19 protein-coding genes are annotated in these 25988 nt (G+C 39.4%); 10 read left to right on the top strand and 9 right to left on the bottom strand.

The features are described from left to right. Positions 1-10: 10 nt before the first annotated feature. The gene (locus DRF67_RS02525) at positions 11-625 is read left to right on the top strand and encodes a 4'-phosphopantetheinyl transferase family protein (protein WP_115926351.1); all 615 of its coding nucleotides are present in this window, start codon (positions 11-13) and stop codon (positions 623-625) included. Here DRF67_RS02525 and DRF67_RS02520 read toward each other — a convergent pair. Beyond that, positions 606-2873, bottom strand: coding sequence for an FUSC family protein (locus tag DRF67_RS02520; RefSeq protein ID WP_115926349.1), 2268 nt, complete (start codon positions 2871-2873; stop codon positions 606-608). The two genes, DRF67_RS02525 and DRF67_RS02520, sit on opposite strands and share 20 nt — an antisense overlap. Before the next feature lie 259 nt (positions 2874-3132). Between DRF67_RS02520 and bla the strand changes: the two genes are divergently transcribed. Next, positions 3133-3876, top strand: a complete 744-nt coding sequence (gene bla / locus DRF67_RS02515; protein WP_115926347.1) for a subclass B1 metallo-beta-lactamase — start codon at positions 3133-3135, stop codon at positions 3874-3876. Positions 3877-4016: 140 nt separating this feature from the next. On the opposite strand, the gene porV is transcribed toward bla, so the two are convergent. Together porV and porU are read right to left on the bottom strand one after the other, a co-directional pair. Further along, entirely contained in the window at positions 4017-5180 is a 1164-nt protein-coding gene (gene porV / locus DRF67_RS02510) for a type IX secretion system outer membrane channel protein PorV (protein WP_115926345.1), read from the bottom strand. A 60-nt stretch (positions 5181-5240) separates the two neighbouring features. Continuing rightward, positions 5241-9140, bottom strand: coding sequence for a type IX secretion system sortase PorU (gene porU / locus DRF67_RS02505; RefSeq protein WP_115926343.1), 3900 nt, complete (start codon positions 9138-9140; stop codon positions 5241-5243). Between the two features lie 165 nt (positions 9141-9305). Here porU and gldJ point away from each other — a divergent pair, with 165 nt between their 5' ends. Then, positions 9306-10907 (top strand): gliding motility lipoprotein GldJ, encoded by a 1602-nt coding sequence (gldJ, locus tag DRF67_RS02500; protein WP_115926341.1) that lies wholly within the window; start codon positions 9306-9308, stop codon positions 10905-10907. Positions 10908-11061: 154 nt separating this feature from the next. After that, positions 11062-12333, top strand: a complete 1272-nt coding sequence (locus DRF67_RS02495) for a UDP-N-acetylmuramoyl-tripeptide--D-alanyl-D-alanine ligase (RefSeq protein WP_115926339.1) — start codon at positions 11062-11064, stop codon at positions 12331-12333. A 109-nt stretch (positions 12334-12442) separates the two neighbouring features. Here DRF67_RS02495 and DRF67_RS02490 read toward each other — a convergent pair whose 3' ends face one another. Beyond that, on the bottom strand, positions 12443-13051 hold the full coding sequence (locus DRF67_RS02490) for an NUDIX hydrolase (RefSeq protein WP_115926337.1): 609 nt from the start codon (positions 13049-13051) through the stop codon (positions 12443-12445). Positions 13052-13087: 36 nt separating this feature from the next. Between DRF67_RS02490 and DRF67_RS02485 the strand changes: the two genes are divergently transcribed. Continuing rightward, positions 13088-13477, top strand: a complete 390-nt coding sequence (locus DRF67_RS02485; RefSeq protein ID WP_115926335.1) for an SRPBCC family protein — start codon at positions 13088-13090, stop codon at positions 13475-13477. Between the two features lie 39 nt (positions 13478-13516). Here the strand turns inward: DRF67_RS02485 and DRF67_RS02480 are convergent, their stop codons facing one another. The 4 genes from DRF67_RS02480 to mdlD form a co-directional block, all read right to left on the bottom strand. Then, entirely contained in the window at positions 13517-14560 is a 1044-nt protein-coding gene (locus DRF67_RS02480) for an anhydro-N-acetylmuramic acid kinase (protein ID WP_115926333.1), read from the bottom strand. An 8-nt stretch (positions 14561-14568) separates the two neighbouring features. Further along, entirely contained in the window at positions 14569-15159 is a 591-nt protein-coding gene (lptC, locus tag DRF67_RS02475) for an LPS export ABC transporter periplasmic protein LptC (RefSeq protein WP_115926331.1), read from the bottom strand. 2 nt (positions 15160-15161) lie between these two features. Then, a complete protein-coding gene (locus DRF67_RS02470) occupies positions 15162-16442 on the bottom strand; it encodes a hypothetical protein (protein ID WP_115926329.1) in 1281 nt (426 codons plus the stop codon). A gap of 193 nt (positions 16443-16635) precedes the next feature. After that, a complete protein-coding gene (gene mdlD / locus DRF67_RS02465) occupies positions 16636-17955 on the bottom strand; it encodes an NAD(P)-dependent benzaldehyde dehydrogenase MdlD (RefSeq protein ID WP_115926327.1) in 1320 nt (439 codons plus the stop codon). Between the two features lie 241 nt (positions 17956-18196). Here mdlD and DRF67_RS02460 point away from each other — a divergent pair, with 241 nt between their 5' ends. Next, entirely contained in the window at positions 18197-19315 is a 1119-nt protein-coding gene (locus DRF67_RS02460; RefSeq protein ID WP_115926325.1) for a DNA polymerase III subunit, read from the top strand. Between the two features lie 109 nt (positions 19316-19424). Here the strand turns inward: DRF67_RS02460 and DRF67_RS02455 are convergent, their stop codons facing one another. After that, entirely contained in the window at positions 19425-20480 is a 1056-nt protein-coding gene (locus tag DRF67_RS02455) for a hypothetical protein (RefSeq protein ID WP_115926323.1), read from the bottom strand. 109 nt (positions 20481-20589) lie between these two features. Here DRF67_RS02455 and DRF67_RS02450 point away from each other — a divergent pair, with 109 nt between their 5' ends. The 4 genes from DRF67_RS02450 to DRF67_RS02435 all read left to right on the top strand — a co-directional run bounded on the left by DRF67_RS02450 (position 20590) and on the right by DRF67_RS02435 (position 25354). Beyond that, a complete protein-coding gene (locus tag DRF67_RS02450; RefSeq protein WP_115926321.1) occupies positions 20590-21216 on the top strand; it encodes a TetR/AcrR family transcriptional regulator in 627 nt (208 codons plus the stop codon). Then, complete coding sequence (locus DRF67_RS02445; RefSeq protein WP_115926319.1) at positions 21200-22516, top strand: TolC family protein; 1317 nt, start codon at positions 21200-21202, stop codon at positions 22514-22516. The genes DRF67_RS02450 and DRF67_RS02445 overlap by 17 nt, the downstream gene beginning before the upstream one ends. 16 nt (positions 22517-22532) lie before the next feature. Further along, positions 22533-23636 (top strand): HlyD family secretion protein, encoded by a 1104-nt coding sequence (locus tag DRF67_RS02440; protein WP_115926317.1) that lies wholly within the window; start codon positions 22533-22535, stop codon positions 23634-23636. Positions 23637-23776: 140 nt separating this feature from the next. Then, positions 23777-25354, top strand: a complete 1578-nt coding sequence (locus DRF67_RS02435) for a DHA2 family efflux MFS transporter permease subunit (RefSeq protein WP_115926315.1) — start codon at positions 23777-23779, stop codon at positions 25352-25354. The last annotated feature ends 634 nt before the right edge of the window (positions 25355-25988 follow it).

Here is a 25988-nt window from a genome sequence, read left to right as displayed (position 1 = left end):
TAAAAAAACGATGCCCCTTTACCGAGATTTTTCTGATGATAATGCCACGATCCTTGTTTGGAAATATGATGAAAGTGAAGAGCTTGACATCAATGAACTTCTGGAGCCCGAAAATGCAGAAAAGGTAAAAGATTATCATCCTAAAAAGTTATTGGAGGTACTGATGGTCCGTAAACTGCTTAAAGGACTGAAGCCTCATGCCAAAATTCTGTACAGAGAAAGGGAGCCCTTTCTTTCTCCGAAGGACGCAGAAATTTCCATTACCCATTCTTTTCCCTTTGCAGCCATTGCTATTTCTAAAAATAAGATTGGTATTGATGTAGAAAAGTTTAATCCAAAAATTCTAAGGGTTATTGATAAGTTTACTTATGAAAATGAACGGGGCTTTATCCCTGAAGATAGGGCCGATACCTTTTACACCATTATCTGGAGCGTGAAGGAAAGCATGTATAAAATTCATCATTCCAAATATTGGTCTCTGAAAAAAAATTATGAAGTGAAACCATTCGAGCTGAAGCACCTTCATAAGATCAGCTGCCGGGTATACGACGAGCAGTTTTCGGATGAATTTAAGGCCCGGGTAGAATTTTTTGACGACTATTGCTTTACGATTGTTGAGGCGTAGCCGCGTGCTTTTCGTTCCGGTATTTTTCTATGACCTTTCGCTGTTCCTTGGCGACGTCATAGATCAACTCCAGGATATCCTGGATATTTTTAAGCTCTGTAAGATGGGAGATTTTATCAGGATCTCTTCTGTCAATAATATCATTTTCCTCGATCTCTGTTTTTCTTTTCATCAGCAGGTCCTCAATGGAAGAATCCTCTGGCTCCAGACGGCTTTCCATTTTAAGGGTTTCGCTGATGTCTTCGCCATTCAGCAGGGTAGAGGTTTGCTGCATTTCTGCTTCTATTTTCCTGCTCCAGCTTTCTGCATCTATTTCGGGATACTGTTCTTTACTTTTGGAGTATTGGGATAGTGAAGCGGTGTAGGCTGTGATCAGGTGGGAGGTGGCGACAAACTGATGGACAACTTCCAGTTTTTTCTGTTGATTTTTAGGATCAGAAATCATTCTCTGGAAATTATCCGAAAGGTTGGCCAGGGATATGATGGCATTCTTTCTTTTTACCTTATAATCTTCAATGTCAAAATCACCATTCAGAAATTTGGATATCACACTTTGGAAATAGATGAGGTTGTCTGCTGCAGATTTTTTCATCAGATCCAGATTTTGGGTATGTTCCCAAACCGGCAGGACAATATAAGATACCGCAAAAGCAATAATTCCGGCAATGGCTGTATCCACAACCCTGTCTTTAAAAATAATATTGACTTTCCCTGGATTCAGGAAATTGAAACTTAAAAAGACGTAAATCGTCATGAATAATACCGCCCAGAAATACCGTCCTTTTAAGAAGCTGAAACACATGATCATACTGATCAGCAGAATGGCAAATAAAAGGCCGTTGATATGGATGAAATGAAGAATAATATACGCAATTGTGGCGCCTGTCACGGTTCCATACAAACGGAGAAGGTTTCTTTTCTTGGTGATGGAGTAGGCCGGCTTCAAAATAGCCGTAATGGTAATTAATATCCAGTACGTGTGTCCCAGGCCCAGAAAATCAAACATGGAAAAAATATATCCTACCAGCAATGCTGTGGTAATTCTGATGGCATGACGGAAGTGGGAAGATGATAGTGAAATATTATTCCTTAACACCCGGGCATTAAGCTTGGGCTCATTTGGCATGAATTTTTTAAGATCCAATCCGGTGGATAAGCTCTTGGCCAGTTTTACATTCTGGGAGAACACTTTGTAAATCTCATTGATCTCTTTGGTAATTTCATTGATGCGCATCAGGATCTGACGAAGGATCATAAAATTTTCCAGATTCTCAGAAGACAGTTGTTTATTTCTGAGCTCAAAATAATTATAGTTGAGGTTTTTAAGCTCAAGTTCCATATCAGACATAGGTCTGGCGCGGGTTCCACTCTGAAGGGCGATTCCAATGTTGGTAATCTCTTCGGCCAGAAGATTGAGATAATCGTGGATATTGACCAGAATCATGCTTTCTTCAAAGCTTTGCTGTAGCTTCTGATAATCACTTTCAGAGGTCATCAGCTTCTCATGAAGGTCCATGGAATTCAGGAACATCAGCATCAGTAAGCGGCTGGTTGTTGTGGATTCATTAACGATGGTTCTCGTTTTGAAAACCGTTTCCCGGGTTTCTTCCTGAAGATTTTTTATCTCGATCTGCTTGGCAATAACCTGAGTGGTCAGTCTGTTAAAATCCGGATTTTTCTGATAGTAATTGGCTTTGATCTTGAGAAATTCTGCCAGCTGAAGATAGTTTTCTCCGATCATCTGACCCGCCAGCTTATAAGGGCGAATAGTAGTTACTACAAGGAATATCAGCAAAAACCATATGCAGCCACTGGCGAAAATCAGTAAGCTTTTCAGTATATCGCTCCCCGTCAGGTGTCCGTCGATAAAGATCGCCAGCACCACCAGGGAAAGCGAGCCTACAGCAGCTAACCTCTGTCCGTATACGCCGATCAGTGAGAAGAACATACCGAATACAATAATTTCCAGAAGTACCAGTGCCTTAATATTCATCACCAGACTTGCGATCAGGGCTACAAAAACAAAGCAGAAAATGGCAAAGGTAAGGGCATTCCTTCTCCGGATGAAAGGTCCGGGCTGGTCGGTAAGAGCTACGAAGCTGGTTCCCAGGGGAAAAAGGAAGTATTCTTTCAGAATCCCAAAATGCGCGAGAACTAAACAGGGCAGAACAGTAGCCAATGTTATTCTGATGGCAGAATAGACATACTGACTGGTTACAAATTTTTTGAGTTCTGCTGAATAGTTCATACTACAAAAATAGCTATTGAAAACAAAAAATGCCCCATAAAAAAGAGACTTTTATAAACTTAAATATTATATTTTTTTAATCCCCGGATTTTTGAATTTTCAGGTAAATTTTATAAGGAAGTGAGAGAGAAGCCCGAGAGACGTAGCATATGAAACAAAGACTGAGTAAACCGTTATTTTTTTAATATGATTGATCATCTTATAGTCTAAATTCCTAATTTAGCTCAACACGAAAACAATCACATAGACCACAATCAAAATGAGATACCTATTCTTTATTCTTTTTTCTCTTACTGTTGTAAGTTGCAGCTCTCAAAAGAAAGATACTTTTAAAGCAAAAGAAATTTATAAATCTGATCATTTGATCATTACTCAGATCTCAGAGCATTCTTTTATCCATACGTCTTACAAGCAAACCAATGATTTTGGAAATGTTCCCTGTAACGGACTCGTTGTAAAAGATCATAATGAAACCATTGTTTTCGATACTCCTGTTACTGATGAGAGTTCAGAAGAGCTCATACGATGGATCAATGGAAACCTGCACTCAAAAATCAATGCGGTGGTAGCGACTCATTTTCATGATGACAGTATGGGAGGAATACAGGCTTTTAACGGTCACAAGATTCCTTCATATGGCTACATCAGAACACTGGAACTCGGGAAGCAAGACAACTTTGCCGTTCCTGTAAACAGTTTTGTGGATTCTCTGGTCTTAAAAGTTGGTGACGAAAAGGCGCTTGTCGGGTTTTTTGGAGAAGGTCATACGAAGGATAATACGGTAGGTTATTTTCCTAAAGATCAGATCTTGTTTGGCGGGTGTCTGCTAAAAGAGCTGGAGGCGGGTAAAGGATATCTTGGAGATGCCAATGTTTCTTCCTGGCCGGATACTGTTGAGAAAGTTAAAAAAAAATACCCAGATGTTAAAATCGTGGTTCCTGGGCATGGGGAGTACGGAGATAGAAAATTGCTGGATTATACGATCAATCTCTTTAAAAAGTAGTGGATTTCTGTTCTTCCTGATTCTCCGGTTAATTACTGGTTCAAAAATGAGAAGTAAACAGAATTTTTTCTAAGGATATGGCCTGTCATAAAAAAGCCTCATACATATTGATGAGGCTTTGTATAATGGGCGATGCTCTATTAGCGGTCGTAGTTAGATGTTTCATCACCGATGTTCCAGGTAAGACCGAAACGAAGGGTGTTATCTAAGGCACTGTTTACTTTAGACATATTGATCAGGTAAGAAAGATCCAGTCCGAATGAACGGTACTTTAGTCCAATACCTGCTGTCGCAAACTGTCTTGCTCCCTGCTCTTCGCTTTCATGGAAGTAACCTCCTCTTACAGAAAAAGCATTGTCATATGAATATTCAAGGGCACCACTGTACATGATGCTGTTTTTGTTTTTAAAGGATTTTCCGATACCAGCCATGGGTCCTACATTTGGGATCTCATATCTTGGCTGTCTTGTATTCGGATCAATTCCTGCGTACTCAGATCCAGGTACCAGAAGCTTGGAACCTTCTACACTCAGTCCGACTCTGTTCATATCATCCAGATACATATCATATCCAACCCCCAATCTGGCCATCGTAGGCAGATAAGATCTGGACTCTTCGTTTCCGGTATAATCCAGTTTGGGACCCAGGTTCTGAACCGCGAAACCGGCATTTAGCTTACCGTCATATCCTCCGAAACTTGAGAATCTCGGTGAAGTATAGTATCCTGAAATATCTACAGCGAAAGAATTAGCTGCTTTAAGAGTAGTATCTGTGTTGAATCCTCCGGCTAAGTCTGAACGTATAAATCTCCCGGTTACAGCCATTGAATAAGAATCAGAAAGCTTCAGACCATAGGCAACGTCAATAGAGAATTCGTTCGGTTTTGATGTACCCATGGAAGCAATTTCCGTACCTACCAACTGAGTAAGGTCTACCTGTCCCATGTTGAAATAGTAGATACTTGCAGAAATCGTAGATCTTTCATCCTGGCCCAGGAACTTGTGGAATGCCCCATATAATAAGAATACATCATTGGTAAGTTTTCCCATATAAGGTGTGTAGTTCAGACCAATGGAAGAACTTGTTCTGCTGAAAGGATATTTTGCCGCATTCCAGAATTGTGAAAATGCATCCGGGGAGGTCACCACCCCCTGATCTCCCATACCTCCTGATCTTGCATCCGGTGCAATTCGTAGGAAAGGAGCTCCGGTAAGTACTGGGTTTATTTTACCCAAATCTTGCGAATAGCCTAGAAAACCAGCACTTAACCCAAATCCTAAAAGCAGTTTAGTAGTTAAATTCATATGTTGTCTTTTATATATTATCAGTTTTTTATTAATATTATTGTCTATGTATTATCAAAATTATTTCAAAAGTACCATTTTTTCTACAGCTGTAGCACTTCCTTTGCATTTTTCTTGATTTTGACTTTTTGCAAATATCTTAAAAATATATGTACCTTTTGCTACGGTAGCCCCAAAATCATCTCTACCATCCCATTCTATTGCCTGGCGAGGTGTTCTGAAGCCCTGCAGGAACGGTTCTGCAACCACTGGCTGCGATAAAGTTTTTACCAATCTTCCGGTAATGGTATAAATCTGTACATTCACATCCAGAATATCATCGCAGTTGTGTTCAAACTGGATGTACGTCTTATTGGTGAAAGGGTTTGGCCAGTTCAACGGGCGGTTGATGGTCAGATGCTGGTCAGATTCATCCTTAACTTCAAAATTTAACGTAGCAGTTGTCGAATTATTGTTTATATCCCAAACTTTAAATGACAATTGATGCTGCCCGATCGCTAAATTCCTGAAAGGGTAGGTCACATTCCCCTTTTGATAGTCGGCAAGGCTTGGGTTTAAACATCCATTTCCTTCTCCGGCAACGTAAAAATCATTCAAAACAACTGTGTTCACTACCTGGCCGTCCAAATATACTGTTATATCATGGCCTACTCCAGATCCTGTAGAGTTGATTCCCGTGTCATCCGTAAGACATGCTAAAAGCATCGGGTTCTGATTGGTAATACCTCCGTCTGCAAAGTTGGTATTGTTCATATACAGTTTTACCTTAGGAGGTTGGTTATCATTGATTCCGTTGGGGTTGATATCACCTACCTGAACACTCTGATTATTGAAAACATCATTGACCTTATTGTCGGCATAGCCAAGGATCCTTCCTTCTCCCACCGCATAATTGATATCTTTGGGAACGTAAAACTCTGAAGTGAATACCCCGTTTACAGCAGTTCCTGCCGCTTTTACAATAGGACTTCCTTCTTCGGTATATTCCAGTACGGGTGCCAGTGCACCGTTGTTATTCAGTGTTTTTTTGTTTAACCTTTTATCAAAGATATTGATGGAAACTTTTCCGTTAAATGTATTGTTCAGTGTACCGTTTGGATTATTGATGTGTCCTTTGATTTTAACGAAATCCAACCCTCTGATCAGTCCTGGAACAGGCGTTTCAATATTATCGATCACCAAAAGTCTCTGTGGTCTGCTTAATTTCATAGCAGGGTCAGCCAGAACATTTACTTTTAAGTGATTGCTGTTGGGGCCTTTTTGTTTTTTTGCATTTAAATGAGCATATCCGAGAGATTCAAAATCGTCGCTGGTTAATTTGAAAATATTCTTCGTAAAGATATCCGTAAAGTCGCGTCCATAGTCCACTCCAATCGCACGGCTGGAGGTAATCATTGCAGCAGCTCCTCCCTGTTTTAGTTTGATAAACTGTTCTCCGGCAGAATTGGTAGACGGTTCATCCCATAATGTAAACTCACAGGTAATAGTCGATACGAATGGAAACCTGCTGTATACATTAGAGAAATTGTTTGAGTTTTGAATCTCGGTGCTCGTGAGCACTCTTTCCTGTGCCCAGCCATTGATCCCTCCATGTCCGAAATAGAAAAGATATAAGCTGTTTCCTATACTGTTGGAGATGGCCTGGTTTACCTGCGGGTACCTTGGGCCTCCTGATGTACTCTGAACAGTGAAAGCATCAAGATATGATTTTTTGACGTTGTATTCTTTCAGGGTCTGCACTCCCGGCTGTTCGAACAGGCTTGCCAGAGTATTGTTCATTACATTATGAAAAGGACCTCCGTTTTCAGCATTATCATCCACCACAAAATCAAGTCTCATCCGCCATTCTCCAAACGGACTGGATTGTCCCGGAAGGGAGTTATAATAAGCCAGGGTTTTATCGATCATATTGGCTGCTTCCGTCATGTTGGCCGCCGGAATTCTCCCCACAGGAATATTCGGTAAATTATTTTCAATGAAAGAAGCCGTCTGAGGCTGCGTCATTACAATATAGTCATCCGTCACAAAAGAAGCGACATAATCTGAAGAGTGCTCACTTTGGTAACTGGCAACAACATTGGTATTATTAGGAACCCTGTTTTTGAAATCATAAGAAGTATCTCCTAGGATGAATACATATTTCAGTCTTCCTGCCTGGGTATTTAATCTGGTCACAAAGTCTCTTACCGCGGTAAGGTCCTTGCTTCCGCTTCCGAATTCTTCATAGACCTTATTGACATCTACGATCTCTACCTTATAATTGTTCTTGGTTTGATGATAATTGGCCAGCCGTTGTGCCTGCCCCATCAGTTCAGGTACCGTAAGGATCAGGTAGTCTATGTTCTGAAGCGCAGAAAGGTTCTGATTGGAGATTCTTCCCACAAACTGCGGGTTGAAAGCTGCATCAGCACGGAAAGCTACAAACTCATTGTTGAAATTCTGATCGGCAGCCGTATAAGCAAAGTTAAAAGCACCTGCTCCGGCCTTATTAACCCTTCTGTTGGCATTCGTAATATCAGTGACATCCCATACCTGTTCTATCGCTGAAGAATTGGAAATGCTGAACCCATAGGTCGTATTGCTTCCGCTTGCAATAGAATAGTCCCTGAAATTCATCTGCGAACCGTTGAACGCAAGATTTTCTTTATATTGTACCTCTACATAGTCAAAATAGAAGGTTCCGTTAGGATTTTTAGCAATGTCCGGGTTGTACACGAAAGTCACCTGGTTTCCGGTCTGGTTGGTGAGCGTTCCTGAAAACCTTAAAGGGTAGAAATTATACTGATACGATGAGGTATCGGTTGGAACACTTTGTGGCAGATGCGGATTTGAGTTGTTGATTTTGATATCAAGAGCATTCTGCTGCGCTCTGTACCCAATCACCTGCGTTCTGTATCTTATGATATCATTGGCCTGTATAGGAGAATTGGTGGTAAGGGTTATTGTTTTTTCGGCATTGAAAGGAGAGTCTTCTACCCAGGTCCTTCCTACTTTCAGAAGGTTTTTCTGATCATTATTGATCACCTGATAGCTGTCGTATCGGGTAATCAGCTGATTGGGCAGCGTTTCGTCAACAGTAGGTACTCTTTTTCCTGCTCCTTTGTCAAAGTTGATATAATAATAGGCGAAGTCTTCATATACATTTTTGACATTATTACTGGTGTCGGATCTTGTATCTCTTCTTTTAAAACCATTTCCGTTGCTGGTATCATAGAGGTTGTATCCGTTTGGACCCTGGGCATAGAAAAGAGCATAATCGTTATCATTCCATACGCCGTCCTCTTCACCGACTACCTGGATCGAATTTTCCTGTAAGGCATCATACCTTGGATCCTGATTGAATTCAGGAAGCATAATTCCCCCGTTTCCGTAGATTCTGAAATTTTTGGGATTTACAGAAGCAGGATTGATCCCGTTGTCTCTTAAGAACTGACTGGTAATTTTAAAGATTCCTGATTTGTCTACTTTTATTTTGTAGAAATTACCACTGGACAGCGGATTTCCTGTTGTACCTATTTTGTTCACACCGCCTATCCTGTTGAGAGAAGCACCACTTTCCGAAACATTGAATGACGATAATCTCTGAACCCGACCTTTTATATTTTTGAATAAAGCAATGCTTACACTGGCGTAGCTTTCTCCTTCTATATTATAATAGGTAACATCTGCAATATCATGATCGGGAAGCGCTCCTTTATCCAGTTCGAATAAATCCTGATTGGAAACATTTTCCCAGGCAAGGTCTGAAATCTTTAGCTGTCTTTCTCCTACTTTTTGCTTCGTTACAATAAAAACATTATTTTGGCTGAAAGAAAAACCCTCATTTTTAAAATTGGGAAGATTTAATTTTGTATCACCAAAGTCCTGAATTTTAGAGCCATTCCATTCTATGGTGTTTCTTTGGGCGTAAAGTGTTGATGCAAAGGCGATTAAGGATAAAAGTGTGATTTTTCGTCTCATGTTTATTATTGAAATTGCTAAATTACAAAATAAATGAAAAATTTAGAATTAAATTGTGATACAATAAAATTAATTTGTTAACGTTTTTCAAAAAAATCAAATCTTTATTTGATTTATTGAATAATTTATTTTTTCTTTGTACTCTTGAAAATATTTATATCGACTATGAAAAAACTAAAGTTATTTTCATTAATAGCATTAAGTTCTACACTTGCATTAACCAGCTGTGGCGGATCAGGGACCAGCAAAGGTGGCGGTACCAAAAAATTTGTCAGTAAAACAGGTTGGAAACCAAACGAAAAACAGGGTTGGTTTTTTGCAGGAAAGCAACAGAAGCAAAAAGGTTGGCCGGGAATGGTATATGTAGAAGGTGGAACTTTTACAATGGGATTAGTGAAAGATGATGTTATGCACGATTGGAATAACACGCCGCGCAGAATGCAGGTAAGTTCATTCTTTATCGGAGAAACAGAAATTACTAACTATGAATACCGCGAATACCTGACATGGTTGAAGTATGTATTCCCTCCAAGTGATCCTAGCTTTAAGGAAATCTACAACGGTGCTTTACCGGATACCTTATTATGGGACAACAAATTAGCAAGAAACGATTATCAAGAAACTTATCTGCGTTCTCCGGAATTCGATTACTACCCGGTAGTAGGAGTTTCGTGGACTCAGGCAAACAGATACTGTGAATGGCTTACAGACAGAGCAAACGAAAAGGCTTTGATGCAGGCAGGGGTTATTGCTAAAGATTTATATATCAACGAATCCAATAACCAGGGAGGTACCGCATTCAATATGGATAAATTCAAAGCGAATGATCCTGAAATGCAAGGGTACATCAACGAAAAAAGAATGCAGCAAAAATCCGGGATGAAAACAACCAACCAGAGATTATTAGCTGCCAACAGAGCTCCAAATGCTGCAATGGTTCAGAAGTTCAGACTTCCTACTGAAGTTGAATGGGAATATGCTGCATTAGGGTTGGCTAAAAACAGAGAATATAACCAATACTTAGGTAAAAAACCAGAAATCGAAAGATTGAGAGGAACCAAAGGAAGAGATAGAGGAATGTTCCTTGAAAACTTCAAAATGGGTAGAGGAGATTACTCTGGTATTGCAGGATGGAAAAATGACGGGGCTGCACAGACTGCGGATGTAAGACAGTATCCATCCAACGATTTAGGAATCTATGGAATGTATGGAAACGTTTCTGAATGGACGGCCGATGTTTACAGACCTATTATCGATGAAGATTTCAACGATTTCAATTACTATAGAGGAAATATGCCTCAGGCGATTGTAAGAAACGGTGATGGTACCTACAAAATGATTGATGAAGGGACAATCAAGTACGATACGCTGGCAGACGGAAGATTAGTGTACAAAGGACTTCCTGGTCAGTTCGAAAGAGAGACTGTTGCTGATTACAGAAACTACAGGGATGGAGACAGACAATCTTCTTTAGAATATTACAGAGCTTCGGATTCTGCTTCAGGATTTGATATGTATAATTCTCCACGTAAAAGCTTCGTAGTAGATGCACAAGGAAGAGTGAAAATGCAGAAAGATACCAGAGACAGAACATCAGGGATTTCCAATGATGTAAGAGTGGTAAAAGGAGGTTCTTGGCAGGATACAGCATATTGGCTTGATCCGGGACAAAGAAGATACAAAAATCAAGGTAAAGCTTATGGATGGATTGGTTTCCGTGTTGCACAGGATGCCAGAACCAACGATAAGAGTAGAACTAGAAGATAATATTTATCAAAAAATACTTATAAAAAACCTTCCGGATTTCCGGAAGGTTTTTTTATTTTTGAACCATGAAATCGAGTGGGCTAAAAACTCTAAAATACCTGAGTGAATTTGGCAATTGCATAGGAGTGATTTCTTTAAAAATATACATTTCCACATGAATATAGAACAATTTTATCCATTATTTCTGCAGGCAGGTAAAGTAACCATAGACAACAGAAAGATTGCAGCCGGTGATATTTTCTTTGCCTTCTCCGGTGATAATTTCAATGCGGCAACGTTAGCTGAAAAAGCAATAGATGATGGTGCTTTGGCAGTTATTGTAGAGCAGCAAGAATTTGAAAACAGAGATAAAAATATATTCTATGTGCCGTCTACCCTTGAGTTTTTACAACAGCTGGCGATTCATCACAGAAGCAGGCTCAGTATTCCTTTCATCGGCCTTACCGGGAGTAATGGAAAGACGACGACAAAAGAGCTGATCCACGCTGTACTTTCCGAAAAATTCAGTGTTCAGTATACTTCAGGAAATCTGAACAATCATATCGGAGTTCCCCTCACGATTCTTTCTATTACCAAAGATCATGAAATGGCCGTCATTGAGATGGGGGCCAATCATCAGAAAGAAATTGAATTCCTGTGTGCTCTTTCAAAACCCGATTTTGGCTATATTACCAATTTCGGAAAGGCTCACCTTGAAGGTTTTGGAGGTTTTGAAGGTGTTATCAAAGGGAAATCTGAATTGTATGATTACCTAAAAAGTAATCATAAGACCATCATCGTTAATGAGAATGATCCTGTTCAGGTTGAAAAAACAGAAGGTTATTCTCCCAAAATTACATTCGGAAAATTGCAGTCCGACTATAGCTTTGAATCTTTTTCAGAAGAACATTTTGTTGGATTAACTTATCAAGGGGTAAAAGCAGTTTCAAAGCTGACAGGTGAATACAATTTTACCAACCTTTGTGCAGCAGCAAGTCTGGGGCTTCACTTTGGAATCGACATCGAAAGAATAAAGCATGCTGTGGAACAGTATACCCCAACCAATATGCGTTCACAGGTAGTAAAGAAAGGAAACAGAACCCTGGTGCTGGATACCTACAATGCCAACCCCAGTTCAATGGCTGCATCCCTGAAAAACTTCATCACTTTTGAGGGAAGCAAAACCATCATTATCGGTGACATGCTTGAGCTGGGTGAAGAAAGTGAGATTGAACATAAGAATATCCTGAGCTTGGCTCAGGAGCTTCATTTTGATGAAATTATCACGGTAGGAAACCATTTCAGATCTGTACATCCTTCAGGACTTGCCTTTGAAAATACAGCTGCGTTGACAGAATACCTGCAACAGCACAGCATTCACTCCGAAAATATCCTCCTAAAAGGATCAAGGGGAGTGGCTCTTGAAAAGATTATCGATTTTATCTAGTAAGTAATAGGAAGAGGGTAGTGCAGACCATTACCCGTCTTTCTGAGCTTACTTTTCCAGTCATATCTACTGAAAATTGATACCACTGCTGCCATACCCTGTATTGCAGCTAGTTCTTTAAGCTCCAGAATTCTTTGACAATAAGTTTAATATTTTTAAATGTGCCAGGGAATACTTCTTCTTTGATCTGCAGGGTGTTTTTCCATGCAACTTCGGTTATTCCTTCCTCAATCTGTGGGGTTGAAGTATCTTCCCCACTGAAGTGCATTTCAAACCAATGCGTACACTTCAATATCTTCTCACCGTTTCTTTCCACATAAATGTGATAGGTGGTATTGATAAATTCTGCAAGCTCTACATCTCTTAATCCGGTTTCTTCTTCAATTTCCCTTACCGCCGATTCTTCTCTGGATTCACCTTTTTCCATTTTACCTTTCGGAAGATCCCATTTTCCCAGCCTTTTGATGAATAGAATTTCGCCCTCCGGATTAATGACAAGTCCTCCCGCCGCTTCAATGATTCTGAAAAGCTTCTGGAATTCCTGCCAGATCTCTTCTATATTCTCACCATACACATTCAGTTCTTTCACAGAAGTATTCTCCAAAAGATCCAATGCAATCTCAAAAGTCGTGAAACTTTCATACCCAAGGTTTTTTTCAAGTTCCTCAGGATGCTTAGATATCAATAATTTTTTTTCGTTCACAAAAACTTTATACATTTGTAAGAATTAAGAATTTAAATACAAAAATAAAAAATGAATTTAGAAGGACGAAAGATTATTGTCAATAAATCATCTAAAGAGCTTACAGAATTACTGAAGACTCCTGAAAATTACAAGGATTTTATGCCGGATGGCCTTCAGAAGTTTGAAACAAAAGATAACGGTTTTAAGTTTGGCCTTCAGGGAATGCCTGAAATTGCCTTAAAAATAGATGAAGTGAACGATCAGAAAGCTGTTTTGAAATCGGCAAGCTCAAGTTTGGATTTCTCATTAACGGCGACCATAAATCCTATAAGCGAGAACCAGACTGAAGTTCAGATGCTTTTTGAAGGGAAGTTCAATCCTTTTATCAAAATGATGGTAGAAAAACCATTGCAGAACTTTATCAATACGCTTACTGATAAGATCGAAGCTTACAAATAGAAAAAAACCTTCAGAACTGAAGGTTTTTTTTAATATTTTTTACGCAATAACTCCGGAGCAATGATCGGTTTTGCTTCCTGTTGCAGAAGCCAAAACATTCACTTCATTATTCATTTTTAAGACTCCCATAAAAGCGAAGATCAGAGCTTCTTTAAAATCAATGATTTCCTTTTCAGGGATTATAAGTTCAGACGATGTTTTTGTCCTTATTTTTTCAGTTAAAAATGTATTGTAAGCACCTCCGCCGGTAAAGAGTATATCTTTGATTTCATTTTCGTTCATGACGTTTGAAATTTGCGTGGCAATATGTTCTGTAAAGGTAGCCAGCGCGTCTAAAGGATCTGTATCCTGAAGCAGTGGAAATATATGCTCATTGCACCATTCAATACCGAGTGATTTCGGGTGCTTTTTTTTATAAAAGTCAAGGGAATTGAGGCATTGCAGCAGGGTTTCATCGATATTGCCTATCCTTGCGAGGTCTCCATTCTCATCAAAACCTTTATGCAGCTTCTGGGCCAATGTGTTCAGTACAATATTCACTGGAACAATATCAAACGCAATTCTTCTTCCATTGGACTGCAAGGAAATATTCGAAAAACCACCCAGATTAAGACAAGCTGAGTATTCTGAGAAAAGCAGTTCATCTCCTATAGGAACAAGTGGTGCTCCATTCCCGTTCATCAGTACATCCTGGCTTCTGAAATCATAAACTACCGGTAAACCTGTCTCAAGCCTGATCGCTCTGCCATCTCCAATTTGAAGGGTAAATCTTTTCTTGGGCTGATGAAAAACCGTATGTCCATGTGACGCCACAAGACTGATATTTTCAAGATGATGTTTTTCCACAAAATCCTTTACCTGGCTTCCCAGATAAAAACCGTAATTGGTGTGCAGCTCCAAAAGATCTTCTGCAGAGAGGTGAATAGAATGTCTGAGCTTGTTTTCCCAATCTCCGGAATAGGGTAGGGTCTCTGCTTTGAGGATCTTAAAAGTCCATTGGTCTGTCTTTTCGAATTCAGCAAGGCAGATATCCAGACCGTCCAGACTTGTGCCGGACATAAGTCCTATAGCTAGAGCTTTCATCGTACCATTTATTTTTTATTTTCGGAAATTCTTTTTGAACTGAAATCTCCGGAATTGTTATAAAAAGTATATTCAGAAAAATCATCCTTCGCGGTCATCCCATTGGCGCCCACCAGCGTGGAACCGTCCTCCATGGTCACATAGACCGTATCCTTTGTGTATATCCTGTTTTTTTTCTGATCCCAGTAAATCGTCTGCATGGCAAATTTTTGTCCTTCATTGGTGGTGATCCTCACATCTCCCTTCGCTTCATAGAATTTTTTGTATTCAAAGATACGGGCATATTTGGCCGTGATTTTTCCGGGAATCTTCGGTTTCTTTTTATCAAAAAACTCGATATTGATCCCTTTCCTTGCCACTACATAAGGACTGTCGATAAGCTCATATTTTTCAATGATAGGGGCTTTGGCCTTTAAAGTAACAAAGCCGGAGTCGCGCTGTATGATATTGGCATTATTAATAATCTGTGAAGGGAAATTTTTACTTTGACTGCCATTCCTTTTGGTAAGGTCCTCCTCACAGGATGTCAATATAAAAAATATAGCACAACTAAAAAGGCATGCTATATTTTTAAATATTATTTTTTCTGAGAAATTCATTCTTAGTTATAAAGAGTCTTTCTGAACCACTTGTCAGCAAAATTGAAGCCGACTTTCAGGTTGATGAAATTCTGGTTGATGAGGTTGTTATTAAGAGTTCCTCTCTTTCCAAGTTCTACTCCTATCTCAAGACCACTCATTCTCGTAATACTGCTGTTTTTGAACGGAAGCATTACACCGGCTGAAATACCGTATTTGTTGATGCTGTTCCCTTCCAGTTTAAGATTTCCTCTTTCATAGAAAGCTCCATATCGGTAAACTACCCTTGAGAAATAATTTCTGAAGTTGTTATAATTAGGCAGGTACCAACCCCCGGCAGAAATTCTGTATGTATCCTGGAAATCGAAAGTCTTCCCAAAATAAGAAATATCTTCTCCCTTTTTATAATCAACCTGCCCAGATAGGAACCAGTGATTATCACTACCATATCCTACTCCGACGGAAGCCTGTACAGGGATAAGGTTTTTAGATTTTGTGATTTGCTGGTCTATGATGCTTTCGTTCATTTTTGTACCTGCAGCATCAGCGTATCTGTATGTACTGTTGACGTATTCGGTCGTGGTTTTACCTACATTACCAAAAGTTGCCGTAGCTCCGATGGTTAATTTTTTATCCGTACGCGTATTTAGCGTCTGATAGCTGGTACCAAGGGTAAAGTTAAAGTTTCTGATTCGGTTTTTCATTTCATACCCGTTAACGAATTCTGCCGCTGATACACGCAGCTCATTAAGGTCTGAAAGATCTCCGAAATAAAGGTTCGCTCTGGCTCCTACGGAGAATTCCTGATTGATCTTATAGGATAGAGCCACCTGTGCTGTATTTAATGTACCGCTTCCTTTAAAAGAATTCTGAGTAATACTTCCATTACCCATGGTCTCTGTTGTTACAATATCATAACTTTTAGAACTGTATGGCTGATAAGAGATCCCCATTTTCATTTTTGGAGACAGGGGAAATGCCAAAGCAATATTAGAAAGGTACGTTGAATGCTTTGTAGATTTCATATCGTTAAAATTCGATTTGAAATAATTGTTTTCGTTGGTAGCTTCCAGCCTTATACTTGTAAGTTCGAAATTGGCGTTGTTTGCAGGGTTCGCAAAATTAAAATTGCTGGTAAAATCACTGATAAAAGCAGTGGATATCCCCCCCATAGAAACAGTTTCGATCGTATTATCATATTTTACATCTCCAATTCCATATGTTGCATAAGGTGAGTTACTTAGACTCTGTGCATTTAGAAAATATCCAACTGATATGAATGATACTACAAAGATTTTTTTCATTCTTTATTTTTAAAACAATGCGCAAATATCTTAAATATTAATGAATTGTAAAAATTATATGTGGTTAAAGTTTGTTAAGGGCCCTTCTTTAAACAAAAAATGCAATTTTCATGAAAAGAATATGAATTCTGTTAAACACAAAAAAGACTGCTCTGGTGATGGAGCAGCCTGTAATATATAGGAAACAGGTTTATTATTTTACCTGAAGTACGGAACGGCTGTGGCTGAAACTTTCAAAGCTGAACTTTCCGTGATATTTTCCCATTCCCGAAGTTCCTACCCCGCCAAATGGAAGATAATGAGAGCCTACATGAATAATCGTACTGTTGATCTCTGCGTCTCCACTGGTTGTATGGTCTAAAACCCGGTCTGCAAAATCCTGATTTTCTGTGAAAACATACAGTGCAAGCGGTTTCGGCCGGCTGTTAATCTCCTCCAAGGCCTCATCAATATCGCGGTAGGTCATTACAGGAAGGATAGGACCGAAAATTTCCTGCTGCATGATCTGGTCTTCCCAGGTGACATTATCCATCAAAGTAGCTTCGAAATGACGGGTGTCAAGATCATACCGTCCGCCATAGATCACTTTGTCCGGAGCTGCTTCCAGGTAGCCTGCAAGATTCCTGATCTGATTCTGACTGATAATTTTTCCTATTTTACCCAAAGATTCACCGCTGTAAACAGTATCTAGATGAGCTTTAAATTTTTCAATAAAAGCATCCTTTACAGATTCATGTATGTAGATATAATCAGGAGCTACACACGTTTGTCCGCAGTTGATCCATTTACCATAAGATATTCTTGAAACGGCCTTATCGAGATCTGCATCCTGATGGACAATTGTAGGAGATTTACCTCCAAGCTCCAAAGCCAGCGGAATAAGTTGCTCAGCAGCGGCTTTCATGACAATTTTTCCAACGTTCGGGCTTCCGGTAAAGAAGATATAATCGAAAGGCAGGCTTAAGAGAAGCGTGTTTTCCTCAATAGCTCCCTGAATTACTGATACATAAGATTCATCAAAAGATTCCTTTACAATATCTTCAAGAACTCTAGCGACATTCGGCGTGTTTTCTGACGGTTTTATGATCGCGGTATTCCCGGCGATCAAAGCACCGATAAGCGGGCTGAATGTCAGCTGAACAGGATAGTTGAAAGGTCCGATGATATACGTGACGCCATAGGGTTCATGAATAACCTTACTTACCACTTCCGCTCCTGATGGATGCGGTTTTGACGGTACAAATACAGGCTTTGCCCATTCATCGATATGCTCCAGAAAATAATCAAGCTCACTGATGACGATCTGAATCTCTACATATTCCGCCTCTTTGCGGCTTTTTCCCAGATCAACAGATAAGGCTTCACAAAGAGCATCCGTATGCTGTAAAAAGACGTCACGGAATTTCCGCAATTGCGCTTTTCTGAATTCAATATCCTTAGTTTGATGAGTTTTAAAGAAGGCCTTCTGCTGATTAAATATTCTTTTTATTTTTTGTTCCAGTTCTTTATCCATTGGTTGATGTGTATGTATTGAAAATTTGGTGAATTGAAATTATTAATTTTTATTCTGCAAATATATTTTGTAAAATTATATTGCGAACAATTTATTTTTAAAATTTATTCTAATAAGATTATTGATAATTCCTATCATTAAAAGGAGTATACCTTCTTTATCAGGAAATGATCTGCTGTTTTTATCTATTTTAAGCAGACTGAATTTTATATATTGAAATAAGATTTTTTATCTTTGAAACATGAATTGGGAGAATATCGCCGGACAGGAAAATCTGAAAAAACTTCTCAGAGAAAGCATTGCCGAAAACAGAGTAAGTCATGCCCAGCTTTTTGTAGGAAAAGAAGGATACGGGACATTGCCTATGGTACTGGCCTATGCAAAAGAAATTTTAAGCAGGGAAAATGAGCATGCGGCTGCGAAGGTAGAGCACCTCAATCACCTCGATCTGCATTTCAGCTTTCCGGTCTTTACGGATAATAAAAACTCACTCAGTAAGAATAAGTTTGATGGATTCAGGGAAATGATCCTTGGTTCTCCTTATGCCAGTTATGATGACTGGACCGCCTTTCTTGAATCCGAAAACAAGCAGCTTTTTATTTCTGCTGACGAGATTGATGATCAGAATCAGAAATTCTCATTAAAAAGTTTCGAGGGCGGTACCAAAATTCTTGTGGTCTGGAGAGCGGATAAAATGAATGTGGCTGCTGCCAACAAATTTTTGAAATTTCTGGAAGAGCCACCGGCCAAAACGGTGATTCTCCTCACTGCAGAAAGTACCAATGATATTCTTCCTACTATTCTTTCAAGGACACAGGTGGTAGAAGTCCCGAGAATTCATGATGAGGATCTCGAGACCTATTTTAAAAAGAACTTTACTGTTTCGGACGAAAAAATGCGGGAAATTGTTCACGAGGCGCAGGGAAATCTCAATGATGCCATGAAGCTGCTGAATGCCGGAGATAAAAGTAACGAATTTGAAAAGCTTTTTGTGCAGTGGGTACGGGATGCATTTATGGTTAAAAAGAAGCCAGAGTACCTTAGAAGCATTATTTTCTGGGCAAGAGAAATTGCAGGATGGAACAGGGAAAAACAAAAGAACTTCCTCAACTACTGTTCAGAAATTTTCAGACTGGCTCTGCTTCAGAACTATCAGTCTGAAAATCTGGTCTACAAAAAGATCAATGTCAACGGATTCAATTGGGCAGGGTTTTCAAAATTCATCAGCGGGGCTAACATTGAAAGTATTCTGGAAGAAATCAATACTGCAGATCTTCATCTTACCCGGAACGGAAATCCTAAAATCGTATGGACGGACCTTGGGATCAAGTTATCAAGATATATCCATAAAAGTATATAGTATAAAACTCCGGAATCTTCCGGAGTTTTTTGCACATCTCGCTGAAACTGAATTAATTTCTGGCGGGAGTTGGAGTATGGGGACTTGCTATGTGCACTATTTTTACCTCCTACGAATTTTTTAATGAAGTTTGAAATTCCTGGAGTTCCTTTTCCATAAAATCGGGATTGTTAAGCTGTTTGCGCAAGGATTTAATCGTACCGATGGTACTTTCCAACGCCGTTCTGAACCATGGAAATTCCTGGCTTAAAGAGGTAAGCTTGGCTAATGCTCTCAATGGGTTTTCGGTTTGTGACAACTGCACAGCGTGCTCATACCTGAATACCGGGCAATAGTAGTATTCATCTGCAATAGAGTCCCATGCCTCATTGTCAGCCTCTGCATTCATCAGATAAAGCATCGCAAAAATGGAGGAATCCATATACCCTTCAGAAAATCTGAAGCAATCGAAAGCAGATTCCGTATGATTCTGTTGGATCTTTTTGTCTGATACTTCATGAAACAATTGATGAGAAAGTTCCTTTTCAGAATGATTTCCTACAATATGAAGAACCGTGGCATATTCCACTTTTACAGAATCATCATCAGGGTGGTTTCGATAGGCTGTTTCAATGTATTCCCTTGCCGTGGTATTATCCAGCAACACCCGGTGAAGTTTTGAAAGCGAAACTAGTTCTTCTTTGGTGAAGTTTCGTCTGTCCGACATGTTTTTCTCAAAATAAAGAAGTGCTTTTTTAGGATAACGATCTTTTACAAACCGTTCAATCACTTGCCATGGCTCAAGTTTTTCAAATTGAGATGAATCCCAGAACTGATAGAGTAATGACATACGGTCCCATTTCGACTGGATGTTCAGCCACTCTTTAAAAAGATTTTCATATGCATGGTGAGGAGAAAGCCTATTACCTTTTTCATCTTCCATATGAATATCGATGTCTAGACCTGGATCAGAATGAAATCTTTTGAACGCCTCAAGAATTTCCCTGTCAAAGCGATCTCCTTCTTCACTGGAGATCACCGGTTTTTCTTCAGGTATAATAGGAGCAACAGGCAATTCTTCCGTTAGTGCAGCAGCTGTCGTTTCCTCCTGAAAATCATTCGTAAAAATTACTTCATTTGTTTGATTTTTTTTCTTCTTCTTAAAAAGAAAGTCAAATAAGCCCATACATTTAGTTTTTGTAAATATAAATTAAATCTTTATTAAAAAAATCAATCAATCGTTTGATTTGTTCAAAAACTTATGTAAATTTGCGCCCTGAAAAAGGACACATCACATGATTTCAAAAGAAGAAAATATATTATTCGCAGCTGAAAAGCTCTTTGCTGAAAAGGGTTTTGAAGGAACTTCCACTCGGGAAATTGCTAAGGCTGCCCAGGTAAACATATCGATGATCTCATATTATTTTGGCTCCAAAGAGAAGCTTTATGAGAAATTGGTAGAATACAGGATGAATGAAGGGCAGTTTTTTTCAAAAGATCTTTTGGGGAGAACCGATATCAACGACTGGCAGAAGATTGAGAAAATAATAGATCAGTTTTCCAACAGAATCCGGACTCAGAAATGTTTTTACAGGATTATGCAGCGGGAACAGCTTCACACGAAGAATCCACAGATTGTAGAGTTTCTGAAGCAAACTAAAATGGGTTTTATTTCCACATATTCCCAGATCCTGGAAAGTGGTCTTAAAAATGGAGTTTTTACCAAAAATCCGCCTATTTACCTGCTTCATTCCACGGTAAGCGGAACATTGTTTTATGCATTCAATGCTAAAGAAATGTACAAAGAGTTCCTTAACGATACAGAAGATGAGAATGTTTTTGATGAAAAATACTACACAGAACTTAATAAACATATAAAATATTTACTAAAAGACCTTTTAGGTTATGAAGAGAATAAATAACTCAGTGATTGCATTGTCACTCTTCGTAGGAATGGCAAATGCAAATGCTCAGGAGAAAAAAACACTTTCTCTTGACGAAGCTGTGCAGCTGGGAATCCAGAACAGCAAGAATCTGAAGATCGACGCGGCCAAAATTGAAGAGGCTACAGCAGATCTTTTAGAAGCTAAGAACAGACAGCTTCCGGAACTAAAAGTTTCGGGAAGCTATATGTATCTTCCGATAAAGCCTACCATTGATCTGAAACTTCCGGGTGTTTCAGGAGGAGCGGGAGGACCTGAGGTACATCAGGTTCTGTACGGTTCAGCCAACCTGAGTGTTCCGATTTACAGCGGAGGCAGAATCAAGTATGGTATCCAATCTGCAAAATATCTGGTGGAAGCATCCAAACTAAGCACGGAAAATGATAAAATCGCGATTGCTTACAATGTTGCACAGGCGTATAATAACCTGTTTAAAGCCAATCAGTCTATTAAAGTCTTTGAAGAAAATCTTACCGCTTCCCAAAAGAGAGATGAAACTTTTCTTAAAATGGAAAACAATGGGGTAATAGCAAGAAATGACAGGTTGAAGGCCAACCTCCAGACTTCCAATATTGAACTGCAGCTGCTGGAAGCTAAAAATAATTACAATATTGCCAACATCAATATGGACTTATTATTAGGGCTTCCTGAAACGACTGAGCTGGAAGTAGATCCCAATTATATAGAAGAAGGTTCAGAGGTAAAACCTGTTGGTTTCTATGTAAACGAAGCGCACGAAAACCGTAAGGACCTTCAGGCTCTTGCCCAACAGAGAAAAGCAGCAGAGCTGGGAACGAAAGCAGCAAAAGCCGAAAACCTTCCGTCAATAGCATTTACAGGAGGATACGTAGCGGCCGACATTCCGAAATTTCTTACCATTTATAATGCCGTCAACGTAGGGGTGGGAATATCGTACAACCTCTCTAATATCTGGAAGGAAAACTCTTCCCTGAAACAGTCCCAGGCCAGAGAAAAGCAGCTTGCCGCTACGGATGAGCTATTGAATGACAACATTAAGCTTGAAGTCAACAGGGAATATCAAAACACGGATTTTTCCAAAAAGAGAATTGCGGTTTTCGAAAAATCTGCTGAACAGGCTAATGAAAATTACAGAATTACAAAAAATAAATATGACAACGGACTTGCAACCATGACGGAACTATTGGATGCAGACGCTGCCCAGATCGGTGCCAACGTGGGCGTAATCAATGCAAAAGCAGATGCGGCACTGGCCTATAGAAAACTATTACAGACAACAGGAACTTTAACAATTAAATAATCAGATCGAACCCAACATGGAAAATAATAATACACCGTCAGCTGAACCTAAAAAGAAAAAAAGTTTAGTTTTTCCTATCATTTTAGCAGCTGTTATCATCGGAGGAGGAATCTATGGTTACAGAGCCTATTCTTACGGGCAGTACCATGAAGAGACTGATGATGCCCAGATTTCTTCCAATATGTCACCGGTAATTTCCAAAATCTCCGGGTATGTTGCTGAAGTAAAAGTAAAAGATAATCAATTCGTAAAAAAAGGCGATACTCTGGTGATTTTGGACAACAGAGACCAGAAAATGGCTCTTGAACAATCACAGGCTGCTTTGACAACAGCGAAAAGCAATATTTCAACGGCAGAAGCGACAACAACAGCTACCTCCAAAAACATCAGCAGTTCACAGGCTGCTGTTGCTACAGCAAATGCACAGATTGAAGCCGCTAAAGTAAATGTATGGAAAACTTCCCAGGATTTAAAAAGATATGCCAATCTGGTAAAAGACCACTCAATTACAGAACAGCAGTATGAGCAGGCATTGGCTGCTAAGCAGTCTGCAGATAAACAGCTTCAGGTATTGGTAGATCAGAGAAATCAAATTGCACAGCAGACGACTATCGCTTCTTCTCAGACCGCAGCAAGCTCACAACAAATCAGTGTTGCGAATTCGGTTGCGAAACAAAGAGAGGTAGATGTGGAAAATGCTAGATTAAATTTATCCTATACAGTAATTGTAGCCCCCGAAGATGGATATGTAGGAAAAGTGCCTACTCAGGCGGGCCAGTTCCTGCAAGCCGGAGCACAGCTTTTTGCTTTAGTGAAGAATGACCAGAAGTGGGTGGTTGCCAACTTCAAGGAAACTCAGGTAGACAAAATGGTAGAGGGACAAAAAGTGAAAATTGAAATTGATGCTTTCCCTGATAAAGAATTCGAGGGTGTGGTAAGCTCATTCTCTCCAGCTACCGGTGCTACCTTCTCTATTCTTCCCCCGGACAACGCAAGCGGGAACTTCGTAAAAGTAGTTCAGAGACTTCCTATAAAAATAGATTTCGTAAATCTTGATAAAAATATTGCGAAAAGATTAAGAACAGGAATGAATGTGAAAGCAGAGGTTTCTTTGAAATAATATTTAAAATTGTTAAAAGTCAATTAACCTCGTTGTCAATAGTGAATCAGCTTTGCAGTCCATGTAAAGTGGCTGTTTCCAGATTCACGATTCACTTGCGAAACAAAATTAACAATTGATTTTTACATCGTAAAAAACTTATGCAAGATTCATTAGTAGAATATGGAGCGCGGAGAGTGATCATTACGATCACAGCTATCCTTTGTGCCCTTCTTGAAATTGTAGACTCCACGATTGTAAATGTTGCCTTGAACGAAATGAAGGGGAATCTTGGAGCTACGCTTTCAGAAGTGGGATGGGTCATCACGGCTTATGCTATCGGTAACGTTATCATTGTTCCGATGACGAGCTGGCTTTCCCAGCAGTTTGGACGTAGAAATTACTTTGCGGCATCCATCATCATATTTACCATATTTTCATTTTTATGTGGAAATGCAACCAATATCTGGGAACTGGTATTTTTCAGATTGATGCAGGGAATTGGTGGGGGAGCCTTATTGGTAACTTCACAAACGATCATTACGGAATCTTATCCGATTGAAAAAAGAAGTATGGCCCAGGCAATTTATGGCTTGGGGGTGATTATTGGTCCAACATTAGGTCCACCACTTGGAGGATATATTGTTGATAATTTTAGCTGGCCATATATTTTCTATATTAATATTCCGATTGGTATTGCAGCTACATTGATGACATTACAATTTGTAAAAAGTCCGAGATATGCTGAAAAGAGAAAGGCTTCTGATGTTGACTGGCTCGGAATTGCTTTATTAGCCATTACCGTTGGATCGTTACAGTTTATTTTGGAAAGAGGACATGAAGAAGACTGGTTTGCCAGTGGGATGATTGTAACCTTCACAATATCAGCAGTATTAGGATTTATATTATTTCTCTGGAGGGAACTTACCTGTAAATATCCTATTGTGGAATTGCGGGTTTTGAAGAACAGTAATTTAAGAATCGGAACAGTCATGTCCTTTGTATTGGGATTTGGTTTATATGGTTCCACTTTTATTGTTCCCCTGTACACACAGAGTATTTTAGGATGGACCGCTTTACAGTCAGGGGCTTTAATGATTCCGGCTGCATTAACGACGGCTTTCATGATGCCTATTATTGGTAGATTACTTTCAAAAGGAGCAAAACAGCAGATCCTGGTTTCACTGGGCCTCTTTATTTTCTTTATCTATAGTTTCTGGGGGTATAAAATTCTGACTCCGGATACCAGTAAAGATGCCTTCTTCTGGATGCTGATTGTGAGGGGAGCGGGTCTCGGGTTGCTGTTTATTCCGATTACCTCCTTATCACTAAGTACGCTGAAAGGTCAGGAGATTGGCCAGGGAGCCGCTTTTACGGGGATGATGAGACAGCTTGGAGGATCATTTGGTATTGCTGCGATTACCACATTCATTGCCAATGCAGGACAAAAATACAGGAATAACCTGATTTCTCACCTGGATGAAAACAGTTTTGAGGTACAGCAGAGGCTGAGTGCACTTAAAGCCAGTTTTATGGCCAAGGGAATGACTCCTGATGCCGCTATGAATGCGGCCTATAAAATGCTTGATTTGTCGGTAACAAAACAGGCAACGGTATTATCTTATATGGATGTTTTCCTTTATTTAGGATTAGCTTTCTTAATTTGCATACCATTTATCTTATTCGTAAAAGAGCGGAAAAGCAAAGAAAAAATTGATTTGAGTGAAGCCATGCACTAAGAGATAATGACAAGCCTCCGGAGTTTCCGGAGGCTTGTTTGTTTTGTAGCCACCCTTTACTTATATCTATTAACCGGCCGTTATATATCCGTACATATAGTAATAAATTCAATAGGAGCGGGCTTCAGCCCGCTCTCATTATAAATTACATTCAATTGGCTTCAGCCAAAACCTAAATGATTTTCAAATTATTCATTCGTCTTCTGATAAAATATCAGTTGCTGGAAGGTAAATGCTACCCATAAAATAATATCTTCCTAAACGCTTATTTCGGATGTCATTTTTCTGTCCATTCAAGGCCACTGATTAAAAAAATATTAAAGACAGAACGGTAACCGATGTGTATGCGTATGACCTGGCAATCCGTTCTGATTTCTAATCTTACCCTTATTTTCTATCCATACATATAGTAATAATTCAATAGGAGCGGGCTTCAGCCCGCTCTCATTATAAAATTACATTCAATTGGCTTCAGCCAAAACCTAAATGATTTTCAAATTATTCATTCGTCTTCTGATAAAATATCAGTCGCTGAAAGGTAAATGCTACCCATAAAATAATATCTTCCTAAACGCTTATTTCGGATGTCATTTTTCTGTCCATTCAAGGCCACTGATTAAAAAAATATTAAAGA

Source organism: Chryseobacterium pennipullorum (genome assembly GCF_003384725.1).
GTDB lineage: Bacteria > Bacteroidota > Bacteroidia > Flavobacteriales > Weeksellaceae > Chryseobacterium > Chryseobacterium pennipullorum.
The sequence above is the reverse complement of the archived record's forward strand: the minus strand, read 5'-3'. Positions and strand labels throughout refer to the sequence as shown.

Coding starts and splice junctions, on each gene's coding strand:
- DRF67_RS02525 (WP_115926351.1), top strand. CDS start 11: ATGCCCCTTTACCGAGATTTTTCTGATGATAATGCCACGATCCTTGTT.
- DRF67_RS02445 (WP_115926319.1), top strand. CDS start 21,200: ATGAAGAGAATAAATAACTCAGTGATTGCATTGTCACTCTTCGTAGGA.
- porV (WP_115926345.1), bottom strand. CDS start 5,180: ATGAATTTAACTACTAAACTGCTTTTAGGATTTGGGTTAAGTGCTGGT.
- lptC (WP_115926331.1), bottom strand. CDS start 15,159: ATGAATTTCTCAGAAAAAATAATATTTAAAAATATAGCATGCCTTTTT.
- gldJ (WP_115926341.1), top strand. CDS start 9,306: ATGAAAAAACTAAAGTTATTTTCATTAATAGCATTAAGTTCTACACTT.
- DRF67_RS02435 (WP_115926315.1), top strand. CDS start 23,777: ATGCAAGATTCATTAGTAGAATATGGAGCGCGGAGAGTGATCATTACG.
- bla (WP_115926347.1), top strand. CDS start 3,133: ATGAGATACCTATTCTTTATTCTTTTTTCTCTTACTGTTGTAAGTTGC.
- DRF67_RS02455 (WP_115926323.1), bottom strand. CDS start 20,480: ATGGGCTTATTTGACTTTCTTTTTAAGAAGAAGAAAAAAAATCAAACA.
- DRF67_RS02450 (WP_115926321.1), top strand. CDS start 20,590: ATGATTTCAAAAGAAGAAAATATATTATTCGCAGCTGAAAAGCTCTTT.
- DRF67_RS02495 (WP_115926339.1), top strand. CDS start 11,062: ATGAATATAGAACAATTTTATCCATTATTTCTGCAGGCAGGTAAAGTA.
- DRF67_RS02485 (WP_115926335.1), top strand. CDS start 13,088: ATGAATTTAGAAGGACGAAAGATTATTGTCAATAAATCATCTAAAGAG.
- DRF67_RS02460 (WP_115926325.1), top strand. CDS start 18,197: ATGAATTGGGAGAATATCGCCGGACAGGAAAATCTGAAAAAACTTCTC.
- DRF67_RS02470 (WP_115926329.1), bottom strand. CDS start 16,442: ATGAAAAAAATCTTTGTAGTATCATTCATATCAGTTGGATATTTTCTA.
- DRF67_RS02480 (WP_115926333.1), bottom strand. CDS start 14,560: ATGAAAGCTCTAGCTATAGGACTTATGTCCGGCACAAGTCTGGACGGT.
- porU (WP_115926343.1), bottom strand. CDS start 9,140: ATGAGACGAAAAATCACACTTTTATCCTTAATCGCCTTTGCATCAACA.
- DRF67_RS02490 (WP_115926337.1), bottom strand. CDS start 13,051: ATGTATAAAGTTTTTGTGAACGAAAAAAAATTATTGATATCTAAGCAT.
- DRF67_RS02520 (WP_115926349.1), bottom strand. CDS start 2,873: ATGAACTATTCAGCAGAACTCAAAAAATTTGTAACCAGTCAGTATGTC.
- mdlD (WP_115926327.1), bottom strand. CDS start 17,955: ATGGATAAAGAACTGGAACAAAAAATAAAAAGAATATTTAATCAGCAG.
- DRF67_RS02440 (WP_115926317.1), top strand. CDS start 22,533: ATGGAAAATAATAATACACCGTCAGCTGAACCTAAAAAGAAAAAAAGT.